The following is a 22,886-nucleotide window of genomic DNA, read 5'->3' on the forward strand; positions in this document are numbered from 1 at the left end:
GGCCTTTCAGGAGAGGCTTGATGAGGTGTTGCGACGGATCAGGCTTCGATCAGCGACCCTTCTTCCACAGGTAAGCGCCGACCAGTAAACCCATGGTGCAAATAATTGCTACGTAATAGGCCGGGCCCATCGGGCTTTCCTTGAGCAACAAGGTCACGGCCATTGGCGTCAGGCCACCGAAGATGGCGTAAGCCAGGTTGTAGGAGAACGACAGGCCGCTGAAACGCACTACAGCCGGGAAGGCTTTAACCATCACATAAGGCACAGCGCCGATGGTGCCTACAAACAAACCGCTTAAGGAATACAGCGGGAACAACCAGTCCGGGTGTTGCAGCAGGCTGTGGTAGAAGGTCCACGATGTCACCAGCAAGCCGGCGCAACCAAACACGAACACCTTGCCCGCACCAAAGCGGTCAGCCAGCGCACCCGAGGCGATGCAACCCAGGCTCAAGAAGACGATGGCCAGGCTGTTGGCCTGCAACGAGGTGGTCGCAGAAAAGCCATAGATGGTTTGCAGAACAGTGGGAGTCATCAGAATGACTACGATGATCCCGGCAGACAGCAACCAGGTCAGCAGCATCGAGATCGCAATCGCCCCGCGATGCTCACGCAATACGGTCTTGAGCGGCACTTCAGCGGCCAATGCCTTGCGCAGTTGCAGCTCGGCGAACACCGGGGTTTCGTGCAACCAGCGACGCAGGTACACCGAGAACAGACCGAATACACCGCCCATCAGGAACGGAATCCGCCATGCGAAGTCAGACACCTCGGCCGGTGTGTAGATGGTATTGATAGCCGTGGCCATCAGCGAGCCCAGCAAAATACCCGCTGTCAGCCCGCAGGTCAGGGTGCCGCAGGCATAGCCCACGTGGCGGGGCGGAACGTGTTCGGCCACAAACACCCAGGCCCCTGGCACTTCTCCGCCAATGGCGGCGCCCTGGATCACGCGCATCAGCAGCAGCAGGATCGGTGCCCACATGCCAATCTGCGCATAGGTTGGCAACAGGCCCATGATCAAGGTCGGCACGGCCATCATAAAGATGCTCAGGGTGAACATCTTTTTGCGCCCCAGCAGGTCGCCAAAGTGCGCCATGACAATGCCGCCCAGAGGACGCGCCAGGTAACCGGCGGCAAAAATACCGAAGGTCTGCATCAGGCGTAGCCATTCCGGCATGTCAGCCGGGAAAAACAGCTTGCCGACCACCGTGGCAAAAAACACGAAAATAATGAAGTCATAAAACTCCAGCGCACCACCCAGGGCAGACAGCGACAAGGTTTTATAGTCATTACGGGTTAACGGCCGCGAAGGCGGCGCAGCACTGGAAGACTCTGTGATCATGGGGTATTGCTTCTCTTATTAGGCTCGGCAAAAAGCTGCAACTTCGCCGGCAGGGGCTGGGCAGGTTTTGAAAGATAACAAATTGTTTGCAAAAGCACAGAGCTAGACGCGCAGCGCACTCAAAAAGCAGAATCAGGAGGTCGTCGGCCGGGTCATCGCCCGATATACTCACGAACGTAAGAAACACTTGGTAACTTCTGAGGTTGCTGCGCGAAAACGCCCGCTGGAGGCTACAGCCGATTTCGCAGAGTTTCTCCTTGGCGCGGCTTATGAAGAACGTGACGAACGTAGTATGTTCGGGCTGAATCGTTTTTCTAAAGACGCTTTTTCACCCGCAGTACTTATGAAGAATCACGGGTCAGAGGCCCTTCGCAATGCTAGAGCTCGAACAAGAAGATCCAATCCCGCAAGGCGACCTGGCCTTGCAAATCACCGCACTGCCACGCGAAACCAATGGTTTCGGCGATATTTTTGGTGGCTGGCTGGTTTCCCAAATGGACCTGGCTGGCACGGCTATGGCCAGCAAGGTAGCCGGTGGCCGTGTCGCCACTGTCGCGATTGATCGCATGGCGTTTCTGGTTCCTGTGGCCGTTGGCGCCCAATTGTCGTTCTACACCCAGGCACTGGAAATCGGCCGCAGCTCGATCCAGATGATGGTAGAAGTGTGGAGTGACGATCCGTTGTCCAGCGAGTGGCGCAAAGTGACCGAAGCGGTCTTTGTATTTGTTGCCATTGATGGCAGCGGCCGTACCCGCTCCGTTCCGCCACGCCGTTAAACCTTCTTATAGAGAGCCTGCCATGCACCATATAGAGTCAGTCACCCTGGATGAACTGGAGTGCTGGCACTTCCAGCATGGTCAGGCCCAACTGCTGGTCGCCAAACAGGGCGCGCAGGTTCTGAGCTATCAGGTCGGTGATGAACCGCCAATTATCTGGCTTAACGATAAAGCCCAGTACAAGCATGGCCAGGGCATCCGCACGGGTGTGCCTGTGTGCTGGCCATGGTTCGGCAATTTTGCACTTAACCCGCAAAGCGTGCAGGCCATGCGCCACAGTGACGAGCCTGCGACGGCCCACGGCCTGGTGCGTACCCGCGAATGGGAAGTGCTGGAGATCGATGACGCGGGCGAAGCGCTGCATATCGAACTGGGCCTGCCCCACACCGAGGGTGGCCTGCCGGGCTGGCCACACGATGTGGCGCTGACGCTGAGCATCCGCCTCGACAGCCAGTTGCATATCAGCCTCACCAGCCATAACCGCAGTGACATTCCGGTCTGCATCAGCCAGGCGCTGCACAGCTACTTTGCGGTCAGCGACGTGCGCAAGGTTCAGGTCAAAGGGGTCGACGGCCTGACCTACATTGACACCCTTAAGGATTGGGAACGTGTTCAACAGGCGGGCGATCTGACCTTTAGCGGCGAAACCGACCGTATCTACCTCGACACCCCGTCGCAACTGAGCATCGTCGACCCCGACTGGTCGCGCACCCTTGAGTTGAACTCCCATGGCTCGCGTTCAGCGGTGATCTGGAACCCGTGGATCGACAGGGCCGCCAGTTTCAGCGACATGGCCGCAGACGGCTGGCAACGCATGTTGTGCATCGAAACCGCCAACGTGATGGATGACGTGATCACCCTGGAGCCGGGGGCCAGTCATACACTGGGTGTGAGTATTGCGAGCAAGCGTCTCAAGGCCTGACACACACAATCTGTGGGAGCGAGCCTGCTCGCGAAAACCTTATAGGACTTTCGCGAGCAGGCTCGCTCCCACCAGACTCCCTCCTGCGATCAATCTCTACAAATCTTCCTCAACCACCACCCGCACCTTGCTCGCATCCAGCGCATAGGCCGCGTCAGCCAGGTCATTGCTGACCTTCTCGACCTTCAACGTACCCATCACCCACAGCGGCGTATAAATATCGTCCAGCTTCAGGCCTTTTGGATAGCGCACCAGCACCAGTTGATTGGGCGGCGGAGGCGGCACATGGATACAGGCGCCCGGGTACGGCACCAGGAAAAACAGCGTGCTGCGCCCCTTGGCATCGGTTTCCAACGGCACCGGGTAACCGCCCAAACGGATATTCTTGCCATTCATGCCCGCCACAGTTTTGCTCGAGTACATCACGGCCGGCAGGCCCTTGCTCTGCTTCAAGCCGCCCTTGGCCGTAAACGTACCGTTGGCCTCGGGCGAGTCATGATCAATTTCGGGCATTTGCTCGAGGGCTATCTGATCCGACTTCGGCATCAGTTCAAGCCAGTCGGTTTCGGGCAGTTCTGCCGCGTGTGCCAGGCCTGCGCCCAGCAAAAGGAATGTGAGAAGAAGACGGCGCATGCAAGGCTCGATAGATGAGAAATAAACGCGCACATCTTAGCCCTCTCTGCGGCTGGCGCAGAGAGAACCAAAGCGTTTGATCAGGACTTTTTCGACACGAGGCCGTAGATCACCAGCAAGATTACGGCGCCAACCACAGCACCGATAAAGCCGGCACCCTCGCCCGCCTTGTAGATACCGAGCGCTTGGCCACCATAAGTCGCGGCCAGCGAGCCGCCGATACCCAGCAGGATGGTCATGATCCAGCCCATGCTGTCGTCACCCGGTTTCAGGAAACGAGCCAGCAGGCCAACGATCAAGCCGATAAAAATGGTTCCGATAATGCCCATGAACGCTTCCTCTTGATTGATGGCGTTATACCAAAGCCTAGTCAGCACTTTGGCATCACGCCATCAGAGGGTAGCGGCAACCCAATGGTTCCCGCCAAAAGCGATTTACGCTTCGTCGATCAACGCTTCAACCTTGAGGATTTGCGCTTGCAGGGTCGCCATGTCGGCGCAGCGCAGGTTGGCGTGGCCGACTTTACGGCCGATCTTGAAAGCCTTGCCATAGTGGTGCAAATGGCAGTCGGCAATCGCAATCACCTTTTCAACCGGCGGTACGCTGCCGATAAAGTTGAGCATGGCGCTTTCGCCCACTTTGGCGGTCGATCCCAGCGGCAAGCCAGCGATGGCCCGCAAGTGGTTTTCGAACTGGCTGCACTCAGCGCCTTCGGTGGTCCAGTGCCCGGAGTTATGCACACGCGGGGCGATTTCGTTGGCCTTGAGGCCGCCGTCGACTTCAAAGAACTCGAACGCCATCACGCCAACGTAATCCAGCTGCTTGAGCACACGGCTGGAGTAGTCTTCAGCCAGGGCCTGCAGCGGGTGGTGGGTGCTGGCTACCGACAACTTGAGGATGCCGCTGTCGTGGGTGTTGTGTACCAGCGGGTAGAACTGCGTTTCGCCATCACGACCGCGCACGGCAATCAGCGACACTTCGCCAGTGAACGGGACAAAACCTTCCAGCAGGCAGGACACGCTGCCCAATTCGGCAAACGTGCCCACTACATCTTCAGGAGTGCGCAGGACTTTCTGGCCCTTGCCGTCATAACCCAGGGTACGGGTCTTGAGCACGGCAGGCAGGCCGATGGTGGCCACTGCTGCGTCCAGATCCGCCTGGGACTGAATGTCGGCAAAGGCCGGGGTCGGAATACCCAGGTCCTTGAACATGCTCTTTTCGAACCAGCGATCACGGGCAATGCGCAAGGCTTCGGCACTCGGATACACCGGGACGAATTGCGACAGGAAAGCCACGGTTTCAGCCGGAACGCTTTCGAACTCGAAGGTCACCAGATCAACTTCGTCAGCCAGCTGACGCAGATGGTCCGGGTCGCTGTAGTCCGCACGCAGGTGCTCGCCCAATGCGGCGGCGCAGGCATCGGGTGCCGGATCAAGGAAAGCGAAGTTCATCCCCAGCGGAGTACCCGCCAGGGCCAGCATGCGGCCCAACTGGCCGCCACCGATTACACCGATTTTCATCGTCAGAAACCTCAGGCTACGCGCGGGTCTGGATTGTCCAGCACGCTGTCTGTCTGTTCAGCACGGAATGCTTTCAAAACGGTATGGAACTGCGGGTGCTTGGCGCCCAGGATGCTCGCCGACAACAGGGCCGCGTTGATCGCGCCTGCTTTGCCGATGGCCAGGGTTGCAACCGGGATGCCCGCAGGCATTTGCACGATCGACAACAGTGAGTCGACGCCCGACAACATGGCCGATTGCACCGGTACACCCAGTACTGGCAAATGGGTTTTAGCCGCACACATGCCTGGCAGGTGGGCTGCGCCACCGGCACCGGCGATGATGACCTCGATTCCGCGGCCTTCGGCCTCTTCGGCATACTGGAACAGCAGATCCGGAGTGCGGTGGGCAGAAACCACTTTCACTTCGTAGGGAATGCCGAGTTTTTCCAGCATATCGGCGGTGTGGCTGAGGGTGGACCAATCGGACTTGGAGCCCATGATCACGCCTACCAGTGCACTCATCGTCGCGCCTCTTCTCTTGGGCGCCCGCAGGCGCGTCAAAAAACAACAAGCCACGTGGAGGATCCGACGTGGCTTGTTATAGGAATTAAGGCCGGTCAAGCCAGCCGAAGGCCGCGCAGTATACCGCAAAGATGTACCTTGAAAGCACCTTTGGCGACCATCTGTCTGCAGCCTCATTTTTTGCGTAAACGCCCGGTTTTACTGACCTTGAGGTCAAGCCAGACACACCCTGAAAAAGCGTGCTGCAAAGCATTCCGGGGGTGACAGGAAATCACACACTTTAGCCTCGCAGCTTCAATGCGAAATCATCGATTAGACACTTAACTTTCAAATGAGCAAGCGCTCGTACTTAACGACCCATACATACAGGAAGTAACTATGCGTCCAATCAACCTCCACACCTTCATCCACGACAGTGTCAGCGCGGCAACGCTGCAGAAACTCAAAGCGGTGCACTTCGATCATTTCACCCAGGAGCTGGCCACAATCAGTGAGCGAGCAGTCAGAGTACATATTCACAAGCACATCCCTGGAGTCACTGACTTCGACTACACAGGCACCGATGTCGCCGCGACCGTCAATGAGTGGAATCGTTTAGCCAGCCAATACGCCTACGACGTGAGAATCACCTCCTATCAGACAGACCGATACCTGCTGATTATTGAAGGCTTCATCCACGACCGCGTCGCGGGGATTGCCCAATGGGGAGGCAAGACAGGTAATTCGCTGATTGCCTCCACTATTGATAGCACCACCATCGCCCATGAAGTAGGACACACCTTTACCGCCAGGCACTCGGGCATCATGCAATCACCCAACCCGGTCAATCGTGGCCAAGTGTGCTCAAGCTACATGGCAACTGGCGAAGATGAAGGGCCATGCAGCCTTTACCGGTACAGCACGATCAACCGCGAGCGCATCCAGAACTTTCTCGACAAGCAGGACTAGCAGGCGCTTGCCGCGCGAGGCTTATTCTGGCTGAGTGCCACTTTCCAGCTTGCGCCACAGCAGCCGCACGTTGGCTTTACGCACCAGGGCGCAGCGGTACAGGCGAATCTCCAGCGGCACATGCCACTGTGGCCCGCCACAGATCACCAACTCACCGCGTTCCAGCTCAGCCCTGGCGCTCAAACGTGGCACCCAGGCGATGCCCAGCCCTTCAAGCGCCATGCTTTTAAGGCTATCGGCCATCGCGGTTTCATAAATAGTGGTGAAACGCAGACTGCGCTGGCGCAGCAGCAAATTCACCGAGCGGCCCAAAAACGCGCCAGCGCTGTAGGCCAGAAGCGGCACACTGGCATCGCCTTCCAGATCAAACAACGGCTTGCCGTCGGCATCGGCGGCGCACACCGGGAGCATTTCGGTATTGCCCAGGTGCAAGGACGGGAAAATTTCCGGATCCATCTGCAAGGCCGCGTCAGGATCGTAAAAAGCCAGCATCAAATCGCAGCCACCTTCACGCAAAGCGTGCACGGCGTCTCCGACGTTAGTCGCAACAAGACGTGTCGCGATGTTCAACCCCTCGTTGCGCAATTGAGCGATCCAGCGCGGGAAAAAACCCAGTGCCAGAGAGTGCGCGGCAGCCACTTGCATGACCTCGCCCTGGCCGCCTTCGAGGTGATGAAGGTGACGCAGCACCTCGCCCAGTTGCTCGACCACGGTACGTGCCGTGACCAGAAACAGCTGACCGGCCGCAGTCAACTCCACCGGGGTGCGGGAACGATTCACCAAGGTCAGCCCCAGCGCCGCTTCAAGGCTGCGAATACGTCGGCTGAAGGCCGGTTGCGTGACAAAACGGCGCTCCGCAGCCTGGGAAAAACTGCGAGTAGCAGCCAGGGCACTGAAGTCCTCTAACCATTTACTTTCGAGATTCATCGAGTCCTCCCGGACGCGCACCAAATTGGGTCACACGCTCGACGCGCTTGTCGCGTCACGTCGCTATTATGCCGTTTATGCATAGGATAGTGTTTAAAGGCATTGGCCCAAAATAGTCTGCAGGCCTAGGATTCGCAGCGTTCCGGCCCAGACCGGGTTCATATCGAGATGATTTCTATCATGTCCTCCGCTGCATCTTTCCGTACCGAAAAAGACCTGCTTGGCGTACTCGAAGTACCAGCTCAAGCGTATTACGGCATCCAGACTCTGCGAGCGGTGAACAACTTCCGTCTCTCGGGCGTTCCGATCTCGCACTACCCGAAGCTGGTTGTGGGCCTGGCCATGGTCAAACAGGCCGCTGCTGACGCCAACCGCGAGTTGGGTCATCTGAGCGACGCCAAGCACGCTGCCATCAGCGAAGCCTGTGCACGTCTGATCCGCGGCGATTTCCACGAAGAGTTCGTGGTGGACATGATTCAAGGCGGCGCTGGCACTTCAACCAACATGAATGCCAACGAAGTCATCGCCAACATCGCGCTGGAGGCCATGGGCCATCAGAAGGGCGAATACCAGTACCTACACCCGAACAACGACGTCAACATGGCGCAGTCGACCAACGACGCCTACCCGACGGCCATCCGTCTGGGCCTGTTGTTGGGTCACGACGCGCTGCTGGCCAGCCTCGACAGCCTGATCCAGTCGTTCGCGGCCAAAGGTGTCGAGTTCAGCCACGTCCTGAAAATGGGCCGTACCCAGCTGCAAGACGCCGTACCTATGACCCTGGGTCAAGAATTCCGCGCCTTCGCCACCACCTTGAGCGAAGACCTGGCCCGCCTGAAAACACTGGCGCCAGAGCTGCTGACTGAAGTGAACCTGGGCGGCACCGCCATCGGTACCGGCATCAACGCTGACCCGCGCTACCAGATGCTGGCCGTAAACCGCCTGGCAACCATCAGCGGTCACCCGCTGGTACCGGCAGCCGACCTGATTGAAGCCACGTCCGACATGGGTGCCTTCGTTCTGTTCTCCGGCATGCTCAAGCGTACTGCGGTCAAACTGTCGAAGATTTGCAACGACTTGCGCCTGCTGTCCAGCGGCCCACGCACCGGCATCAATGAAATCAACCTGCCAGCGCGTCAGCCGGGCAGCTCGATCATGCCAGGCAAGGTCAACCCGGTTATCCCGGAAGCCGTTAACCAGGTTGCATTCCAGATCATCGGTAACGATCTGGCCCTGACCATCGCTGCCGAAGGCGGCCAGCTGCAACTGAACGTGATGGAGCCGCTGATCGCATTCAAGATCTTCGACTCGATCCGTCTGCTGCAACGCGCCATGGACATGCTGCGCGAACATTGCATCACCGGCATCACTGCCAACGAAGCGCGCTGCCGCGAACTGGTCGAGCACTCGATTGGCCTGGTGACTGCACTGAACCCGTACATCGGCTATGAAAACGCCACCCGTATTGCCCGTATCGCCCTTGAAAGCGGCCGCGGCGTACTGGAACTGGTGCGCGAAGAAGGCTTGCTCGACGACGCCATGCTCGACGACATCCTGCGCCCGGAAAACATGATTGCTCCGCGTCTGGTGCCTTTGAAGGCCTGATGCTGTAACACGCTTTACGCTCACCAGGTCGAGGGACTAGACACCTCTCACCTTTTGAGGGCTTGCAGATACGTCTGCAGGCCCTTTTTTTTGCCCGCTATTCGATGCCTGTGGGAGATCCTGTGGAAGCCAAATCGGGCATAGTTCGAGGTCATATCGGACAACTCACACATGAAAATTCAGTCACTTATGCAGACGCTTCCTGCGCTCATAGGTATAGTGCCGCCCCTCTTCCTGTGCCCGGCCCCAGCACCAGCGGCCATCGACTGCACGGAAACAGCATCGTAAACCAAGCAGCAACATGGCCAGGGTCGCCTTGATCGCCTACGTTTATGCCTTGCTCCAGCAGGTGTAACGCGATATTTCGATCCGCCCGTGTTGCCATCAGATAAAAACAGCGAGGAATAATCCATGCTTGAAGTCATCAATGACTTCCTCTCAGGGAAAGTGCTAATCGTGCTCATGGTCGGGCTCGGTGGCTACTTCACGATCCGCTCGCGTTTCGTTCAGTTTCGTTACTTCCTGCACATGTTCGCGGTATTCAAGGACAGCCTGCGCAGTAGCGCCGGTCAACTCAGTTCGTTTCAGGCATTGATGCTCAGCCTGGCTGGCCGCGTAGGCGCGGGCAACATTGCCGGTGTCGGCATCGCCGTGACCCTGGGCGGCCCCGGTGCCGTGTTCTGGATGTGGGTGACCGCACTGGTCGGCATGTCCAGCAGCCTGATCGAATGCTCCCTGGGCCAGCTGTACAAGCGTCGCGACGCTGAAGGCCAACTGCGCGGTGGCCCCTCCTTCTATATGAAGCACGGGCTGGGCAAAGTGTGGATGGGCAAGTTGATGGCGGTCCTGCTGCTGATCACCTTCGGCTTTGCCTTTATGGGCCTGCAAGCCCACGCCGTGACCCACTCGCTGCAAGATGCCTTCGGCTTTGATGTCAACTACACCGGCGTGGCCATTGCCGTGCTGCTGGGCTTGGTGTTTATCGGTGGCATCAAGCGTATCGCTTCGGTAGCCGACCTGCTGGTACCGGTCAAAACCCTGGCTTACATCGCGGTCACCCTGTATGTGATCGTGCTGCAATTCGACCACGTGCCAGCCATGCTGGGCCACATCGTCAAAAGCGCCTTCGGCATGGACCCGGTGTTTGGCGGTCTGATCGGCAGCGCGATTGTGATGGGTGTAAAGCGTGGCGTATTCGCCAACGAAGCCGGGCTGGGCAGCGCCCCGAACGTAGCCGCCGTGGCCGATGTTGAACACCCGATCGCCCAAGGTGTGGTCCAGGCGTTCAGTGTATTCCTCGACACCTTCGTGATCTGCACCTGTACCGCGCTGCTGATTTTGCTATCGGGCTTCTACACTCCGGGCTTTGAAGGTGACGGCATTGCCCTGACCCAGAACTCGCTGGCAGCTGTAGTGGGCGAATGGGGCCGCATTTTTATCAGCGTGGCACTGGCGCTGTTCGTGTTCACCTCGATGCTCTACAACTACTACCTGGGCGAAAACAATCTGCGCTTTCTGGTCGGTGAAAGCCGCAAGGCGCTGATGGGCTATCGCGCCCTGGTACTGGTGCTGATTGTTTGGGGGTCGATTGAAAACCTGCAAACCGTCTTCGCCTTCGCTGACATCACCATGACCATGCTGGCATTCGTGAACCTGATCGCCCTGGCGATGCTGTTCAAGATCTGCATGCGCGTGCTCAAGGACTACGATGACCAGCGCCGTGCGGGGATCAAGACACCGGTGTTCGATTCCAGTAAATTCCCGGATCTGGATCTCGATCTGAAGGCCTGGCCGCCGCTACCGGCCGCCAAGGTCGAAGAAACAAAACGCTGATACTTGACGCGGCGGTTCTCCAGAACCGCCGCGTTTTTGCTTATGGGGACTCAACAATGACCGCAGCCACTCATCACACCGCCCAACACGTCATGGTGCTCTACACCGGCGGCACCATCGGCATGCAGGCCAGCGCCAGCGGCCTGGCGCCAGCCTCGGGCTTTGAAGCGCGCATGAGCGAGCACCTCGCCAGCCAACCGCAGTTGAAAGTGCCACAGTGGTCCTTTCGCGAGATGAGCCCACTGATCGACAGCGCCAATATGACGCCTGCCTACTGGCTGCGTCTGCGTGCGGCGATCATCGAAGCCGTCGAACAGGATGGCTGCGACTCAGTGTTGCTCCTGCACGGCACTGACACCCTGGCCTACAGCGCTGCAGCAATGTGCTTTCAACTGCTGGGCTTGCCGGCCCCGGTGCTGTTTACCGGCTCCATGCTGCCGGCCGGCGTGCCCGACAGCGATGCCTGGGAGAATGTCAGCGGCGCTTTGCTAGCCCTGGGTCAAGGTCAACCGCACGGTGTTCAGCTGTACTTCCATGGCAAACTGATGGCACCGACGCGCTGCGCCAAAGTGCGCAGCTTTGGTCGCAACCCGTTCGTAGCGCTAACGCGCAACGGCGGCGTGGCCAAGGCCACTTCACTGCCTAGTGAACTGGCCTACAGCCACCCCAAACACCAAGCCAGCGTCGGTGTGTTGCCGTTGGTACCGGGAATGGGTGCCCCACAGCTCGATGCCCTGCTCAACAGCGGGATCGAAGCCCTGGTACTCGAATGCTTTGGCAGCGGCACCGGCCCCAGCGACAACCCGGACTTTCTTGCCAGCCTGCAACGGGCGCAGGAAAACGGCATTGTGGTCGTGGCCATTACCCAATGCCATGAAGGCGGCGTGGAACTGGATGTGTACGAAGCAGGCAGCCGCTTGCGTGGGGTTGGCGTACTGTCGGGTGGCGGCATGACCCGTGAGGCCGTATTCGGCAAGCTGCATGCCTTGCTCGGTGCGGACTTGCCACTGGCTGAAGTCCGCCGCCTGATCGAACTGGACGTGTGCGGGGAACTGGCTTAACGCTCGGCACATAACTTGCTCACTTCCTGAACCTTCACACAGGAAGTGAGCATGCTCCATTCTCATCTGACAACGCTCAACGCGGTTTCGCTGGTGCTCAGCACCTTCAACGCCGAAGGCTTGCCCAGCGAAGCGCTGCTGGCCGGCAGCGGCATCCGGGCGGCGGACTTGAGCCGCGCAGACACACGCATCACCACCAATCAGGAAATGCGCGTGTGCGCCAACGCGGTTGCCCTGCGCCGCGAGATCGGCCTGGAGCTGGGGCGACGCATGCATGTGTCGTCCTACGGCATGCTCGGTTACGCCTTGCTCACCAGTGCCACCTTAGGTGACGCATTGCGCCTGGCCTTGCGCTACCCGGCGCTGCTGGGAACACTTTTTGAGCTGAGCCTTGAAGTCGAGGGCGAGCAAGTCTGGTTCTGCGCCAATGGCTATGCCGAGAGTCCGCACATGGCGGTGTTCAATACCGAGCTGTGCCTGGTCTCGCTCAAGGTGATTTGCGAAGACCTGCTGGGCCAGCCGCTACCGCTATTGGGTGCACGTTTCGGCCATAGCGCACCGGACTACCACGCCAGCTACGGGCAAAGCTTTGACTGCCCGCGACGGTTCGAGGCTGGTGGCAACGGGTTCGCCTTCGCTACTCGCTGGCTCGACCAGCCTCTGCCCCTGGCCGACGCCGTCACCCATCAGGCGATGGCTGAGCGTTGTCGCAAACAGAACCTGGAATTCACCGGGCGGCAAACCTGGCTGGAGCGCATCCGTCAGTTACTTGCCGCACAACTGCATGCGGCCCCGGGGCTAGAAGGGCTGGCCGAACAAATGAACTGCTCGCCGCGCACCCTGCGCCGGCATTTACACGATGTGGGTTGCAGCTATCAAACGCTGCTCGATGACTTGCGTTTTGAGCGGGCCAAACTACTGCTCAACGAAACCGAATGGCCCATATACAAGATTGCCGAGACCCTGGGTTTCAGTGAAACCGCCAGTTTTCGCCATGCGTTCGTGCGCTGGAGCGGGGTCGCACCCAGTCAGTTCCGCGCCTGATTCAGACGCAATGGGCAGGGGCCAATTACGGTCAGCTATTTTGGCCATATACATCTCCTTTTGGCCGCTCCTGCCGTTCTCTCAAACACCCTACGCCGCAAGACTGTAGCCAACCGCTCACGCCCTGGGAGAACAAGAAAATGCTGACGATCTACTCGGACGATCACCACCTGCATCATGGCCGTTGTGAGTTGATGGACGGGCAACTGATGCCCTGCTTCGAAATGCCGTCACGGGCCGACCACATATTGCAGCGTGTACAAACCCGCGAACTCGGGCCTGTGCGTGCACCGCTGGACTACGGTCGCGGCCCCATTGAGCGGATCCACAGTGCAGCGTATCTAGACTTTTTCCAGGGTGCCTGGAATCGCTGGACAGAACATGGCCGCGACGGTGACTTGCTGCCCTACACCTGGCCAGCCCGCACCCTGCGCGCCGTTGTGCCCACCAGCTTGCACGGCCAGCTCGGTTATTACAGCTTCGACGGTGGTGCGCCCATTACCGCTGGCACCTGGCAAGCAGCCTACAGTGCCGCGCAAGTTGCCCTGACCGCCCAGGCTGAAATCCAGAACGGCGCCCGCAGCGCTTTCGCACTTTGCCGCCCGCCGGGGCATCACGCCGCCAGTGACTTGATGGGTGGTTATTGCTACCTGAACAACGCCGCCATTGCCGCACAAGCGTTCCTCGATCAGGGTCGCAACAAGGTCGCGATTCTCGACGTGGACTACCACCACGGCAATGGCACGCAATCGATTTTCTATGAACGCAACGATGTGCTGTTCACCTCAATCCACGGCCATCCCGAGGCCGAATTTCCGTTCTTTTTGGGCTATGCAGATGAGCTGGGCGAAGGGCCAGGTGAAGGCTTCAACTTCAACTACCCGCTGGCTGCGGGTTCGGCATGGGATCGCTGGAGTGCGGCGCTTGAACTGGCCTGCGCGGAAATCGAAGGCTACGACGCTGACGTCATCGTAGTTTCACTGGGTGTGGACACATTCAAAAACGACCCGATTTCCCAGTTCAAACTCGACAGCCCGGACTACCTGCGCATGGGCGAACGCATTGCACGACTGGGCAAGCCGACGCTGTTTGTGATGGAAGGTGGTTATGCGGTGGAGGAGATCGGCGTGAATGCGGTGAATGTGCTGGAAGGGTTTGAAAGCGCTACCTCAGTGTAAAGCTACCCCTTTAGTCCCCTCTCCCTCCGGGAGAGGGTGAGGGGCTTTTGACTTTGCATCACCGCCAAACCTTGCCCAGCCGCCCCAACGCCGCCTTGATATCCGCCTCCGGCACCGCCGCAAATCCCAACACCAATCCCGCGCGGTTATCCACAGATTCACTCGAATCCTGCAGCCAATAACTGCTCAGCCCGTTGATTTCCACGTCCACTGCCCTGGCCTGCGCCAGCAGTGCCTGTTCACGGGCCAAACTCGCCACCGGCACCGCCACATGCAACCCCGCCGCAATACCCGGCATGGCCCCAACCTCCGCCAGCGCCTGTGGCCAGTTGGCCAACAACACATCGCGACGGCTCAGGGCCGCTCGACGCATCCGGCGGATATGCCGCTGAAAATGCCCCGCCGCCATAAATTCGGCCATCACCGCTTGGGTACTGACCTCCGAATGACGCATATCCAGCGAACGACGCCGGGCAAACGGCTCGGTCAGCCCCTTGGGCAAAACCAGATAGCCCAGACGCAACGCCGGGAAAGCCACCTTGCCAAAAGTACCGACATAGATCACCCGCCCGCTTCGATCCAATGCCGCCAGCGGAGCCAGCGGCGCGCCGCTGTAACGGTATTCACCATCGTAGTCGTCCTCGACAATCCAGCCCTGCGTGCGCTCAGCCCAGGCCAGCAACTCCAGGCGCCGGGCCAGGCTCAGGGTGACGCCGCTTGGGTACTGGTGGGAGGGCGTGACATAGGCCAGTCGACAGTTGCTCAAGTGCGCCAGTGCCGAGCAATCCATACCGTCCTGGTCCACCGCCACGCCCTGCACATGCGCCCCGGCAATCGCAAATGCATAGGCAGCTGCGCGGTAGCCAGGGTTTTCCACAGCCACCCCCTCACCCGGCTCCACCAGCAGCTGTGCACAAAGGCTAATTCCCTGCTGTGCACCACTGGTGATCAAAATTTGCTCAGCTGTGCACGATAAACCCCGTGAAGTACGCAAATAAGCCGCAATTAATCCACGCAGACGCTCATCCCCGGCCGGGTCGCCGTAACACAGTTGCTGCAGGTCCGGCTTACGCCAAAAAGCCGCCTGCAGCTTGCTCCATACCTCGAAAGGGAATAAGTCAAACGCCGGAACCCCCACTCGAAATGCTCGGGGAACACCACTTGGCGGCAGGTCTAATGCATGCGTTGCAACCCTGCTCAGGGCTGTACTGTGGATAACTTTACTGGATGTAATTACAGGTAATTCACCCTGTTTTGTGGATAACCCTGGGGATAAGCCTGTTGAAAACCCTGTGGATAAGTTGGTGGACAACTTTTTCAGCGGCAAGGCTTTTTCGGGCAGTTTTGCGACGTAAGTGCCATCCCCAACTCTCCCCTCAATAAAACCTTCGGCATACAACTGGTCATAGGCCCGCACCACGCTATTGCGGGAAATTGCCAAGGCAGCCGCCATGTCACGGCTGGCGGGCAAGCGCGAGCCGCCACTCAAGCGACCATCCAGCACTCGCTGGCGCAATGCCTGATACAGCTGGCGGCTCAGGCCCTTTTTGGGATCAAGCTCGATCCCGGCGGGGTTAAAGGCGATGGAGAGTGCTGAATCCGGCATGGATTGGACCTATGAAAATGACCATTAATGGCTCTTACAACCAACCAATAGCCTGCCTAGGATGAAGCCATTCGCCAAGGATAATTTCCATGTACGTACCCCGCGCCTTCGCCGTAGACGACGTTCAAATCCTGCACCAACAGATGCAGGCCTCGCCCCTGCCCGTACTGGTTACTCACGCCAGCCACGGCTTGCTCGCCAGCCATGTGCCTTTACTGTTGAACCCGGACGAAGGCCAATACGGCACGTTGTACGGGCACCTGGCTCGGGCCAACCCACATTGGCAGGACCTGGCAGAAGGAAGCGAGGCACTGGTGATCTTCGCGGGCGAACAGGCCTATATCAGCCCGTCCTTCTACCCCAGCAAGACCGAACACGGCAAAGCCGTGCCCACCTGGAACTATCTGGCCGTACATGCTTATGGCAGCGCAGAAGTCTTCGATGATGCCGAGCGCTTGCTGGCGCTGGTCAGCCGCCTGAGCAGCAAGCACGAAGCCGATCGCCCCCAGCCCTGGGCGGTCAGCGATGCGCCGCAGGACTATATCGACAGCATGCTCAAGGCGATTGTGGGGTTTCGCCTGCCCATTACCCGCCTGGACGGCAAACGCAAACTCAGCCAGAACCGCGACGCCGCCGACCAGGCGGGCGTACGCCAGGGGCTTCTGGCCAACAGCAACTCGCAAGACCACGCACTCGCTCATTTAATGGTTAAGGAATAGCTAGAAATGACCCAGATCCAGATCAAACCCGCGACCGCCGCCGATCGCGAACAGTGGCTACCGCTTTGGCAAGCCTACTTGCGCTTCTATAAAACCGAGCTGTCGGACGACATCACCCAATCTACCTGGACGCGCTTTCTCGACCCGGTAGAACCCACCACCCTGGCACTGGCCTGGCAAGGTGATCAAGCCGTGGGCATGGTGCAGTGCGTTTATCACCGCACCAACTGGAGCATCAAGAACGCCTGCTACCTTCAAGATCTGTTTGTCAGCCCCGATGTACGAGGCAAGGGCGTTGGTCGCCAGTTGATCGAGCACGTATACGCCGCTGCCAGCGACAGGGACTGTGCCAAAGTCCATTGGCTGACTCAGGAAACCAACGCCACGGCGATCCAGTTGTATGAGCGCATTGCCGAGCGCCCCGGCTTTATCCAGTTTCGCAAAACCTTGTCATAAATAAGGAACGCGCAATGCCCGACTCTCTAGAACACTGGCTGGCGGCCAAAACACCGGATACCCGCACGCTTGAAGGGCGCTTCATTCGTCTGGAAAAGCTCGACCCGACACGTCATGGCGATGAACTATGGCTAGCCTTACAAGGGCCGGACAGCGACCCCAAGCTTTGGGACTACTTGCCCTACGGCCCCTTCAACGAGCGCCCGAAGTTTGATGCCTGGCTGCAAAACCATGCCGCCAGCCGCGATCCTCATTTTTATACCGTCATCGACAAGGCGAACGGTGAGGCACAAGGCTTGATCAGCTTGATGTGCATCGTGCCGGAGCACGGTCGTATCGAGATCGGCCACGTCACCTTCGGCGCCCCGATGCAGCGTTCGCCGAAAAGTACCGAGGCGGTCTACCTGCTGGCCAAGGAGGCCTTCGCTCTGGGCAACCGACGTCTGGAGTGGAAGTGTAACAACGACAACGCTCGCTCAAAGCGTACCGCAGTACGATTGGGGTACACATACGAAGGTATCTTTCGCCAGCATATGGTGGTCAAAGGCAAGAATCGCGATACCACGTGGTACAGTATTATCAGTACGGAATGGCCAACTGTAGCGGCAGGCTTCGAAAAATGGCTGGCACTGGATAACCAACCAAAAAGCGGCCAAATAAAGACTCTGGAAGAATGCAGGGCATTAGCTGTATAAAAAATGATCAATACGCCCGACAAGGACTGTCGGGCGTTTTTGTCTCAGGAGGGGGTTAAAATTTTCGCGGCAAGCGAACCACACCCATTTGCAGACCAAAGGGCTTGAACACTGCATTCAGGGATTTAAGGGTGGGGTTGCCTTCGCCATGCTCGATCTGGATCAGGGTACGAACCGAGATTTTGCACATGCGGGCAAACTGGGTTTGCTGCAATCCGGTCACATCAACCCGAAAACGCTTTACCGCCTCGCCCAGGGTGATTGTGCCCTGAGCCAGATCTGCTTCAATGCCTTCGATTTTTAGTTGGCGCGCATCAATGCTCAGGGTCATTTCAAGCCCCATTCACGCAAACGCTGATCAAGATTTTTAAGCGCAATTTGTGGATGATTCATTGTCAGTTCCGGTAACCCTTCAGCTCGCAGTAAATCAGGCAGAGCGCGCAACAGTTCAGCATCAGCACGCAGGCGCTCAAACGCCATGCCCGGCTCAATAATCGCGCTTAGCGACTCACAGGCACCGCGCCAATCTATTTGCCCTGCTCGCTCCACATCCCGCGACCACTTGGTGGTGCGGGTAATCCCTTCGTGATCCATCACCATGGGCGCCAAATCGTAGATCGGCGCCAGACGAAACGAATCAACCCCGCGAATAATTGCGGTATTACGCCCATGGTTATCGCTGTTGCCGAGGATTTTGTTCAACAGGTCACGACGCAAATATTCCGCCACCAGATCCGCGATCTGATCCTGCTGCCCAGCCTGCCTCCAAAGCGTCGCCAGCCGCTCAAGCACTTCGACATGGGTCATGTCACTGCCAGGCTCAGTAACTTGAGTAAGGGAGTACATGGACTCCACTGCCATCCTGCCGACACCTTGCGCCGTCACCTGGCGATCAAAGCGCTGCATCCATAGGCTCGGCTTTCGCCCTTCCTCCAGCGCCAGCCCTTGGAGCGGAACAGTTTCGATACCCAATGTTTGCAGGGCCTTGTAGTACACAAATTCGCTACGCAGGATTTCGCAGTCCAACTCCAGCGCCTGGTTGCGGGCAAATTTGATAAACCAGTGCTGCTTGACGTCAGCGTCCGCCAGAGTGGCATCGGGGTACAAAAGCCCGCCTGCGCCCTCAGCCATCAGTAACTTGGGCGCCTCACCACCTGCTCCCGTAGCGCCGCCAATCGCTGCTCCCTGCTCGTGGGCGTACTCAAGGAAGCTGTTGTCACGATCAATCACGTCCTGACGGGAGAAGCCAAGGGCTGTGCGGCTATCAAGCCGTTCAAACGACTCCTTTATCCGCAGATGACCTATCGGCGCAGGGGTGCTGCGGCCGAGCAAAAACAAGTCAATATTCAGGTCATCAGGCTTTTCCCGCCCTATTTGCTTGATCAGTATTTTCTTCGCCGCCCCGGCCGGGGCAATGTCGTGCAAGAACGCCGGTGCTTTTTTCAGGATTTTCGTATCCCACTCAAGCGGCACACAAGCACTCACAGAGCAGCGAAAAGGGCTTTCGATGGCCTCCAGGTTTTGCATCAGGTAATCCTGCTTGTACCCAAAGCGGCAGGGTCCATCCAGGCCTTTATCCGGCTCGGGAAAAACCAGCGTCATCGCGTCCCGCCATTGGCCTGTACTGTAGAGCTGAAGGGTTAGCTGAAACATGCTCATACCTGCATTTTAATGCATATTAAAGATCGGAAAATGACCAATGGATGCAATATAGTGCAGTTGATTATATTTTTCCTGCTTTCAGGATGCATTATAATGCAGACATAAGTACTTTATCGTCGCTTCATCTGCATTAATTTGCAGATAGAGCACTCCAGACAAAAAAAAGGGGAGCACATGCTCCCCCGAGGTTTAAAGCGTTTACATCAAAGGCGCTATCAGGCTTCGATTTCGATCAGAATTTCGCCCGGGTTAACGCGGTCGCCCTTGATGACGTGAATGGTGACAATTTTGCCTGCGATGGCGGCCTGTACTTCGGTTTCCATCTTCATCGCTTCGGTAATCAGCACCGACTGGCCCGCCTTGACGACGTCGCCAACGGCGACCAGCACATCAACGATATTGCCCGGCATGGCCGTGCTGACATGGCCCGGCTCACTCGCCTGCTTGCGCTTGCTTGAGGTGCCGCCAACGAATTCGTTGAGTGGTTCGAACACCACTTCTTCCGGCATGCCGTCGATGGACAGGTAGAAGTGACGTTTGCCTTCAGCCTTGACGCCCACACCGGTGATGTCCACGCGGTAGCTTTCACCGTGTACGTCGATCACGAATTCAGTCGGTACGCCTTCACCGCTGGCCTTGGTGACGCCACCTGCCTCTGGAATCGGCAGCAATACTTCCGGGGTCAAGGTGCCTGCAGCACGCTCTTCGAGGAATTTGCGACCGATATCCGGAAACATAGCGAAGGTCAGTACGTCTTCTTCCGACTGGGCCAGGGCACCGATCTCTGCGCGCAGCTTGACCATTTCCGGCTTGAGCAGGTCAGCAGGGCGCACGTCAATCAGTTCTTCGTTGCCGATGGCCTGACGACGCAGCTGCTCGTTGACCACGCCCGGCGCCTTGCCATAGCCGCCTTGCAGGTAAAGCTTCACTTCGTTGGTGATGGTTTTGTAACGCTCGCCGGCCAGCACGTTGAAGAACGCCTGGGTGCCGACAATTTGCGAAGTCGGGGTCACCAGCGGCGGGTAGCCGAGGTCTTCACGCACGCGCGGGATTTCGGCCAGCACTTCGCTCATGCGGTTCAGGGCGCCCTGCTCTTTGAGCTGGTTGGCGAGGTTGGAAATCATCCCGCCCGGCACCTGATTGACTTGAACGCGGGTATCGACCGCGGTGAATTCGCTTTCGAACTGGTGGTACTTCTTACGCACTGCGTAGAAGTACATGCCAATTTCTTGCAGCAGCGACAGATCCAGACCGGTGTCGTATTCACTGCCTTTAAGGGCGGCAACCATCGACTCGGTGCCTGGGTGGCTGGTGCCCCATGCGAAGCTGGAGATCGCGGTGTCGATATGATCAGCACCGTTCTCGATCGCTTTGAGCTGGCACATAGCGGCCAGACCGGCGGTGTCGTGGGAGTGAATAAAGATCGGCAGGGTGATTTCTGCCTTCAGCGCCTTGACCAGTTCGCCAGTGGCGTAAGGAGTCAGCAGGCCCGCCATGTCCTTGATGGCTACCGAGTCGCAACCCATGGCCTCCATTTGCTTGGCCTGAGCCACAAACGCCTCGGTAGTGTGCACCGGGCTGGTGGTATAGGCGATGGTGCCCTGGGCATGTTTGCCGGCAGCCTTGACCGCCTCGATGGCAACACGCAGGTTACGCACGTCGTTCATGGCGTCGAAAATACGGAATACGTCGATGCCGTTAACCGCCGCCTTGGCGACGAAGGCCTTGACCACGTCATCGCTGTAATGGCGGTAGCCCAGCAGGTTCTGGCCACGCAGCAGCATTTGCAGGCGGGTGTTAGGCAAAGCGGCACGCAGTTGGCGCAGACGCTCCCATGGGTCTTCCTTCAGGAAGCGTACGCAGGCGTCAAAGGTGGCGCCGCCCCAGACTTCCAGCGACCAGTAGCCGACCTTGTCGAGCTTGTCGCAGATCGGCAGCATGTCTTCAGTGCGCATGCGGGTGGCCAGCAGCGACTGGTGAGCGTCACGCAGGATGGTATCGGTTACGAAGATCTTCTTGCTCATTATTCTTTTCCTCACAGGCCTGCGTGGGCGGCGATGGCGGCAGCGATGGCCAGGGCCAGCTCTTCGGGTTTGCGCTTGATCGAGTAGTTGGTCAGTTCAGGGTGGCTTTCTACGAAGCTGGTGTTGAACTGGCCGCTACGGAATTCCGGGTTACGCAGGATTTCCTGGTAATACGCGGCGGTGGTTTTGACCCCTTGCAGACGCATGTCGTCGAGGGCGCGCAAACCACGGTCCATCGCTTCTTCCCAGGTCAGGGCCCACACCACCAGTTTCAGACACATGGAGTCGTAATACGGCGGGATGGTATAGCCGGTGTAGATCGCCGTGTCGGTACGCACACCAGGACCGCCGGGCGCGTAGTAACGGGTGATCTTGCCAAAGCTGGGCAGGAAGTTGTTTTTCGGGTCTTCAGCGTTGATCCGGAACTGCAGGGCAAAGCCGCGGTGCTGAATGTCTTCTTGCTTGATCGACAACGGCAGGCCGGAGGCGATGCGGATTTGTTCGCGAACAATATCGATGCCGGTGATTTCTTCGGTGATGGTGTGCTCCACCTGCACCCGGGTGTTCATCTCCATGAAGTACACCTCGCCTTCGGCGAGCAGGAACTCCACGGTACCGGCGTTCTCGTAGCCCACGGCCTTGGCTGCGCGCACTGACAGGTCGCCGATATAGGCGCGCTGTTCCGGGGTCAGCTGAGGGCTTGGGGCGATTTCGATAAGCTTCTGGTTGCGACGCTGAATCGAGCAGTCGCGCTCAAACAGATGCACCACGTTGCCAAAGCTGTCACCGAGGATCTGCGCTTCGATGTGCTTGGGGTTGACGATGCATTTTTCGAGAAACACTTCAGCCGAACCAAAGGCCTTGGTGGCTTCCGAGATGACTCGAGGGAAGGCTTGTTCCAGTTCTTCACGGCTGTTGCAGCGACGAATCCCGCGACCGCCACCACCCGAGGTGGCCTTGAGCATCACCGGGTAACCGATGCGCTCGCCTTCGAGCAAGGCTTCGTGGATATCGGCAACGTTGCCTTCGGTGCCCGGCGTAACCGGTACACCGGCCTTGATCATGCTGCGACGCGCTTCGGTCTTGTCGCCCATGCGGCGAATGACTTCTGCGGCCGGGCCGATGAACTTGATCCCGCGCTCGGCGCAGATATCAGCCAGTTCGGCGTTTTCCGACAAAAAACCATAACCGGGATGCAGTGCATCACAACCGGTTTCAACGGCCAGGTTCACCAGCTTGCGCGGGTTCAAATAACCGGCCAGCGGGTCTTCGCCAATGCTGTGAGCTTCATCGGCACGTTTGACGTGCAACGCATGGCGATCCGCTTCGGAGTAGACCGCCACGGAACGAATACCCATCTCGGCACAGGCACGCACGATGCGGACGGCAATCTCTCCGCGGTTGGCGATCAGGATCTTTTTTATCACTTGGATTT

At 58.4% G+C, this 22,886-nt stretch carries 22 protein-coding genes; 11 read left to right on the top strand and 11 right to left on the bottom strand.

The window, feature by feature from the left end:
• Positions 1–49 precede the first annotated feature (49 nt).
• Positions 50–1,339 (bottom strand): MFS transporter, encoded by a 1,290-nt coding sequence (locus ACZRMH_RS13685; RefSeq protein ID WP_464013830.1) that lies wholly within the window; start codon positions 1,337–1,339, stop codon positions 50–52.
• 374 nt (positions 1,340–1,713) lie between these two features.
• On the opposite strand from ACZRMH_RS13685, the gene ACZRMH_RS13690 reads away from it, so the two are divergent.
• Both ACZRMH_RS13690 and ACZRMH_RS13695 read left to right on the top strand, forming a co-directional pair.
• Positions 1,714–2,115: an acyl-CoA thioesterase gene (locus tag ACZRMH_RS13690; protein ID WP_003438129.1), complete on the top strand. Its 402-nt coding sequence runs from the start codon at positions 1,714–1,716 to the stop codon at positions 2,113–2,115.
• 22 nt (positions 2,116–2,137) lie between these two features.
• Entirely contained in the window at positions 2,138–3,037 is a 900-nt protein-coding gene (locus ACZRMH_RS13695; protein WP_464013831.1) for a D-hexose-6-phosphate mutarotase, read from the top strand.
• A 96-nt stretch (positions 3,038–3,133) separates the two neighbouring features.
• Here ACZRMH_RS13695 and ACZRMH_RS13700 read toward each other — a convergent pair whose 3' ends face one another.
• The 4 genes from ACZRMH_RS13700 to purE form a co-directional block, all read right to left on the bottom strand.
• Complete coding sequence (locus tag ACZRMH_RS13700; RefSeq protein ID WP_464013832.1) at positions 3,134–3,670, bottom strand: DUF3299 domain-containing protein; 537 nt, start codon at positions 3,668–3,670, stop codon at positions 3,134–3,136.
• Positions 3,671–3,750: 80 nt separating this feature from the next.
• A complete protein-coding gene (locus tag ACZRMH_RS13705; protein WP_047279090.1) occupies positions 3,751–3,999 on the bottom strand; it encodes a GlsB/YeaQ/YmgE family stress response membrane protein in 249 nt (82 codons plus the stop codon).
• Between the two features lie 105 nt (positions 4,000–4,104).
• Positions 4,105–5,190 (bottom strand): 5-(carboxyamino)imidazole ribonucleotide synthase, encoded by a 1,086-nt coding sequence (locus ACZRMH_RS13710; RefSeq protein WP_464013833.1) that lies wholly within the window; start codon positions 5,188–5,190, stop codon positions 4,105–4,107.
• 11 nt (positions 5,191–5,201) lie between these two features.
• The gene (gene purE, locus ACZRMH_RS13715) at positions 5,202–5,693 is read right to left on the bottom strand and encodes a 5-(carboxyamino)imidazole ribonucleotide mutase (RefSeq protein WP_016782937.1); all 492 of its coding nucleotides are present in this window, start codon (positions 5,691–5,693) and stop codon (positions 5,202–5,204) included.
• Positions 5,694–6,071: 378 nt separating this feature from the next.
• On the opposite strand from purE, the gene ACZRMH_RS13720 reads away from it, so the two are divergent.
• Positions 6,072–6,641, top strand: coding sequence for a M12 family metallo-peptidase (locus ACZRMH_RS13720; protein WP_464013834.1), 570 nt, complete (start codon positions 6,072–6,074; stop codon positions 6,639–6,641).
• Positions 6,642–6,662: 21 nt separating this feature from the next.
• Here the strand turns inward: ACZRMH_RS13720 and ACZRMH_RS13725 are convergent, their stop codons facing one another.
• A complete protein-coding gene (locus ACZRMH_RS13725; RefSeq protein WP_464013835.1) occupies positions 6,663–7,568 on the bottom strand; it encodes a LysR substrate-binding domain-containing protein in 906 nt (301 codons plus the stop codon).
• A 180-nt stretch (positions 7,569–7,748) separates the two neighbouring features.
• Between ACZRMH_RS13725 and aspA the strand changes: the two genes are divergently transcribed.
• The 5 genes from aspA (at position 7,749) to ACZRMH_RS13750 (ending at position 14,289) form a co-directional block, all read left to right on the top strand.
• Complete coding sequence (gene aspA, locus ACZRMH_RS13730; protein ID WP_016782935.1) at positions 7,749–9,173, top strand: aspartate ammonia-lyase; 1,425 nt, start codon at positions 7,749–7,751, stop codon at positions 9,171–9,173.
• A 411-nt stretch (positions 9,174–9,584) separates the two neighbouring features.
• On the top strand, positions 9,585–11,006 hold the full coding sequence (locus ACZRMH_RS13735; RefSeq protein WP_464013836.1) for an alanine/glycine:cation symporter family protein: 1,422 nt from the start codon (positions 9,585–9,587) through the stop codon (positions 11,004–11,006).
• A gap of 56 nt (positions 11,007–11,062) precedes the next feature.
• Positions 11,063–12,067, top strand: coding sequence for an asparaginase (locus ACZRMH_RS13740; RefSeq protein ID WP_464013837.1), 1,005 nt, complete (start codon positions 11,063–11,065; stop codon positions 12,065–12,067).
• A 51-nt stretch (positions 12,068–12,118) separates the two neighbouring features.
• Entirely contained in the window at positions 12,119–13,111 is a 993-nt protein-coding gene (locus tag ACZRMH_RS13745) for an AraC family transcriptional regulator (RefSeq protein ID WP_464013838.1), read from the top strand.
• Between the two features lie 140 nt (positions 13,112–13,251).
• Positions 13,252–14,289 (top strand): histone deacetylase family protein, encoded by a 1,038-nt coding sequence (locus ACZRMH_RS13750; RefSeq protein ID WP_464013839.1) that lies wholly within the window; start codon positions 13,252–13,254, stop codon positions 14,287–14,289.
• Between the two features lie 58 nt (positions 14,290–14,347).
• Here the strand turns inward: ACZRMH_RS13750 and pdxR are convergent, their stop codons facing one another.
• Positions 14,348–15,895: a MocR-like pyridoxine biosynthesis transcription factor PdxR gene (gene pdxR / locus ACZRMH_RS13755; RefSeq protein ID WP_464013840.1), complete on the bottom strand. Its 1,548-nt coding sequence runs from the start codon at positions 15,893–15,895 to the stop codon at positions 14,348–14,350.
• 89 nt (positions 15,896–15,984) lie between these two features.
• Between pdxR and ACZRMH_RS13760 the strand changes: the two genes are divergently transcribed.
• From ACZRMH_RS13760 to ACZRMH_RS13770, 3 genes are read left to right on the top strand one after another with little or no spacing between them, the layout of a single operon-like run.
• Positions 15,985–16,614, top strand: a complete 630-nt coding sequence (locus tag ACZRMH_RS13760) for an FMN-binding negative transcriptional regulator (protein ID WP_464013841.1) — start codon at positions 15,985–15,987, stop codon at positions 16,612–16,614.
• 6 nt (positions 16,615–16,620) lie between these two features.
• Entirely contained in the window at positions 16,621–17,070 is a 450-nt protein-coding gene (locus tag ACZRMH_RS13765) for an N-acetyltransferase family protein (protein ID WP_464013842.1), read from the top strand.
• Between the two features lie 14 nt (positions 17,071–17,084).
• Entirely contained in the window at positions 17,085–17,765 is a 681-nt protein-coding gene (locus tag ACZRMH_RS13770; RefSeq protein WP_464013843.1) for a GNAT family N-acetyltransferase, read from the top strand.
• A 55-nt stretch (positions 17,766–17,820) separates the two neighbouring features.
• Here ACZRMH_RS13770 and ACZRMH_RS13775 read toward each other — a convergent pair whose 3' ends face one another.
• The 4 genes from ACZRMH_RS13775 to ACZRMH_RS13790 all read right to left on the bottom strand — a co-directional run bounded on the left by ACZRMH_RS13775 (position 17,821) and on the right by ACZRMH_RS13790 (position 22,878).
• The gene (locus ACZRMH_RS13775; RefSeq protein WP_464013844.1) at positions 17,821–18,096 is read right to left on the bottom strand and encodes a helix-turn-helix domain-containing protein; all 276 of its coding nucleotides are present in this window, start codon (positions 18,094–18,096) and stop codon (positions 17,821–17,823) included.
• Positions 18,093–19,418, bottom strand: coding sequence for a HipA domain-containing protein (locus tag ACZRMH_RS13780; protein ID WP_464013845.1), 1,326 nt, complete (start codon positions 19,416–19,418; stop codon positions 18,093–18,095). Before ACZRMH_RS13780 ends, ACZRMH_RS13775 begins: the two co-directional genes overlap by 4 nt.
• Before the next feature lie 224 nt (positions 19,419–19,642).
• Positions 19,643–21,451, bottom strand: coding sequence for a sodium-extruding oxaloacetate decarboxylase subunit alpha (gene oadA, locus ACZRMH_RS13785; RefSeq protein ID WP_464013846.1), 1,809 nt, complete (start codon positions 21,449–21,451; stop codon positions 19,643–19,645).
• An 11-nt stretch (positions 21,452–21,462) separates the two neighbouring features.
• Positions 21,463–22,878, bottom strand: a complete 1,416-nt coding sequence (locus ACZRMH_RS13790) for an acetyl-CoA carboxylase biotin carboxylase subunit (RefSeq protein ID WP_122783536.1) — start codon at positions 22,876–22,878, stop codon at positions 21,463–21,465.
• Positions 22,879–22,886 lie beyond the last annotated feature (8 nt).

The sequence above is a fragment of the Pseudomonas sp. B414 genome, assembly GCF_055408445.1.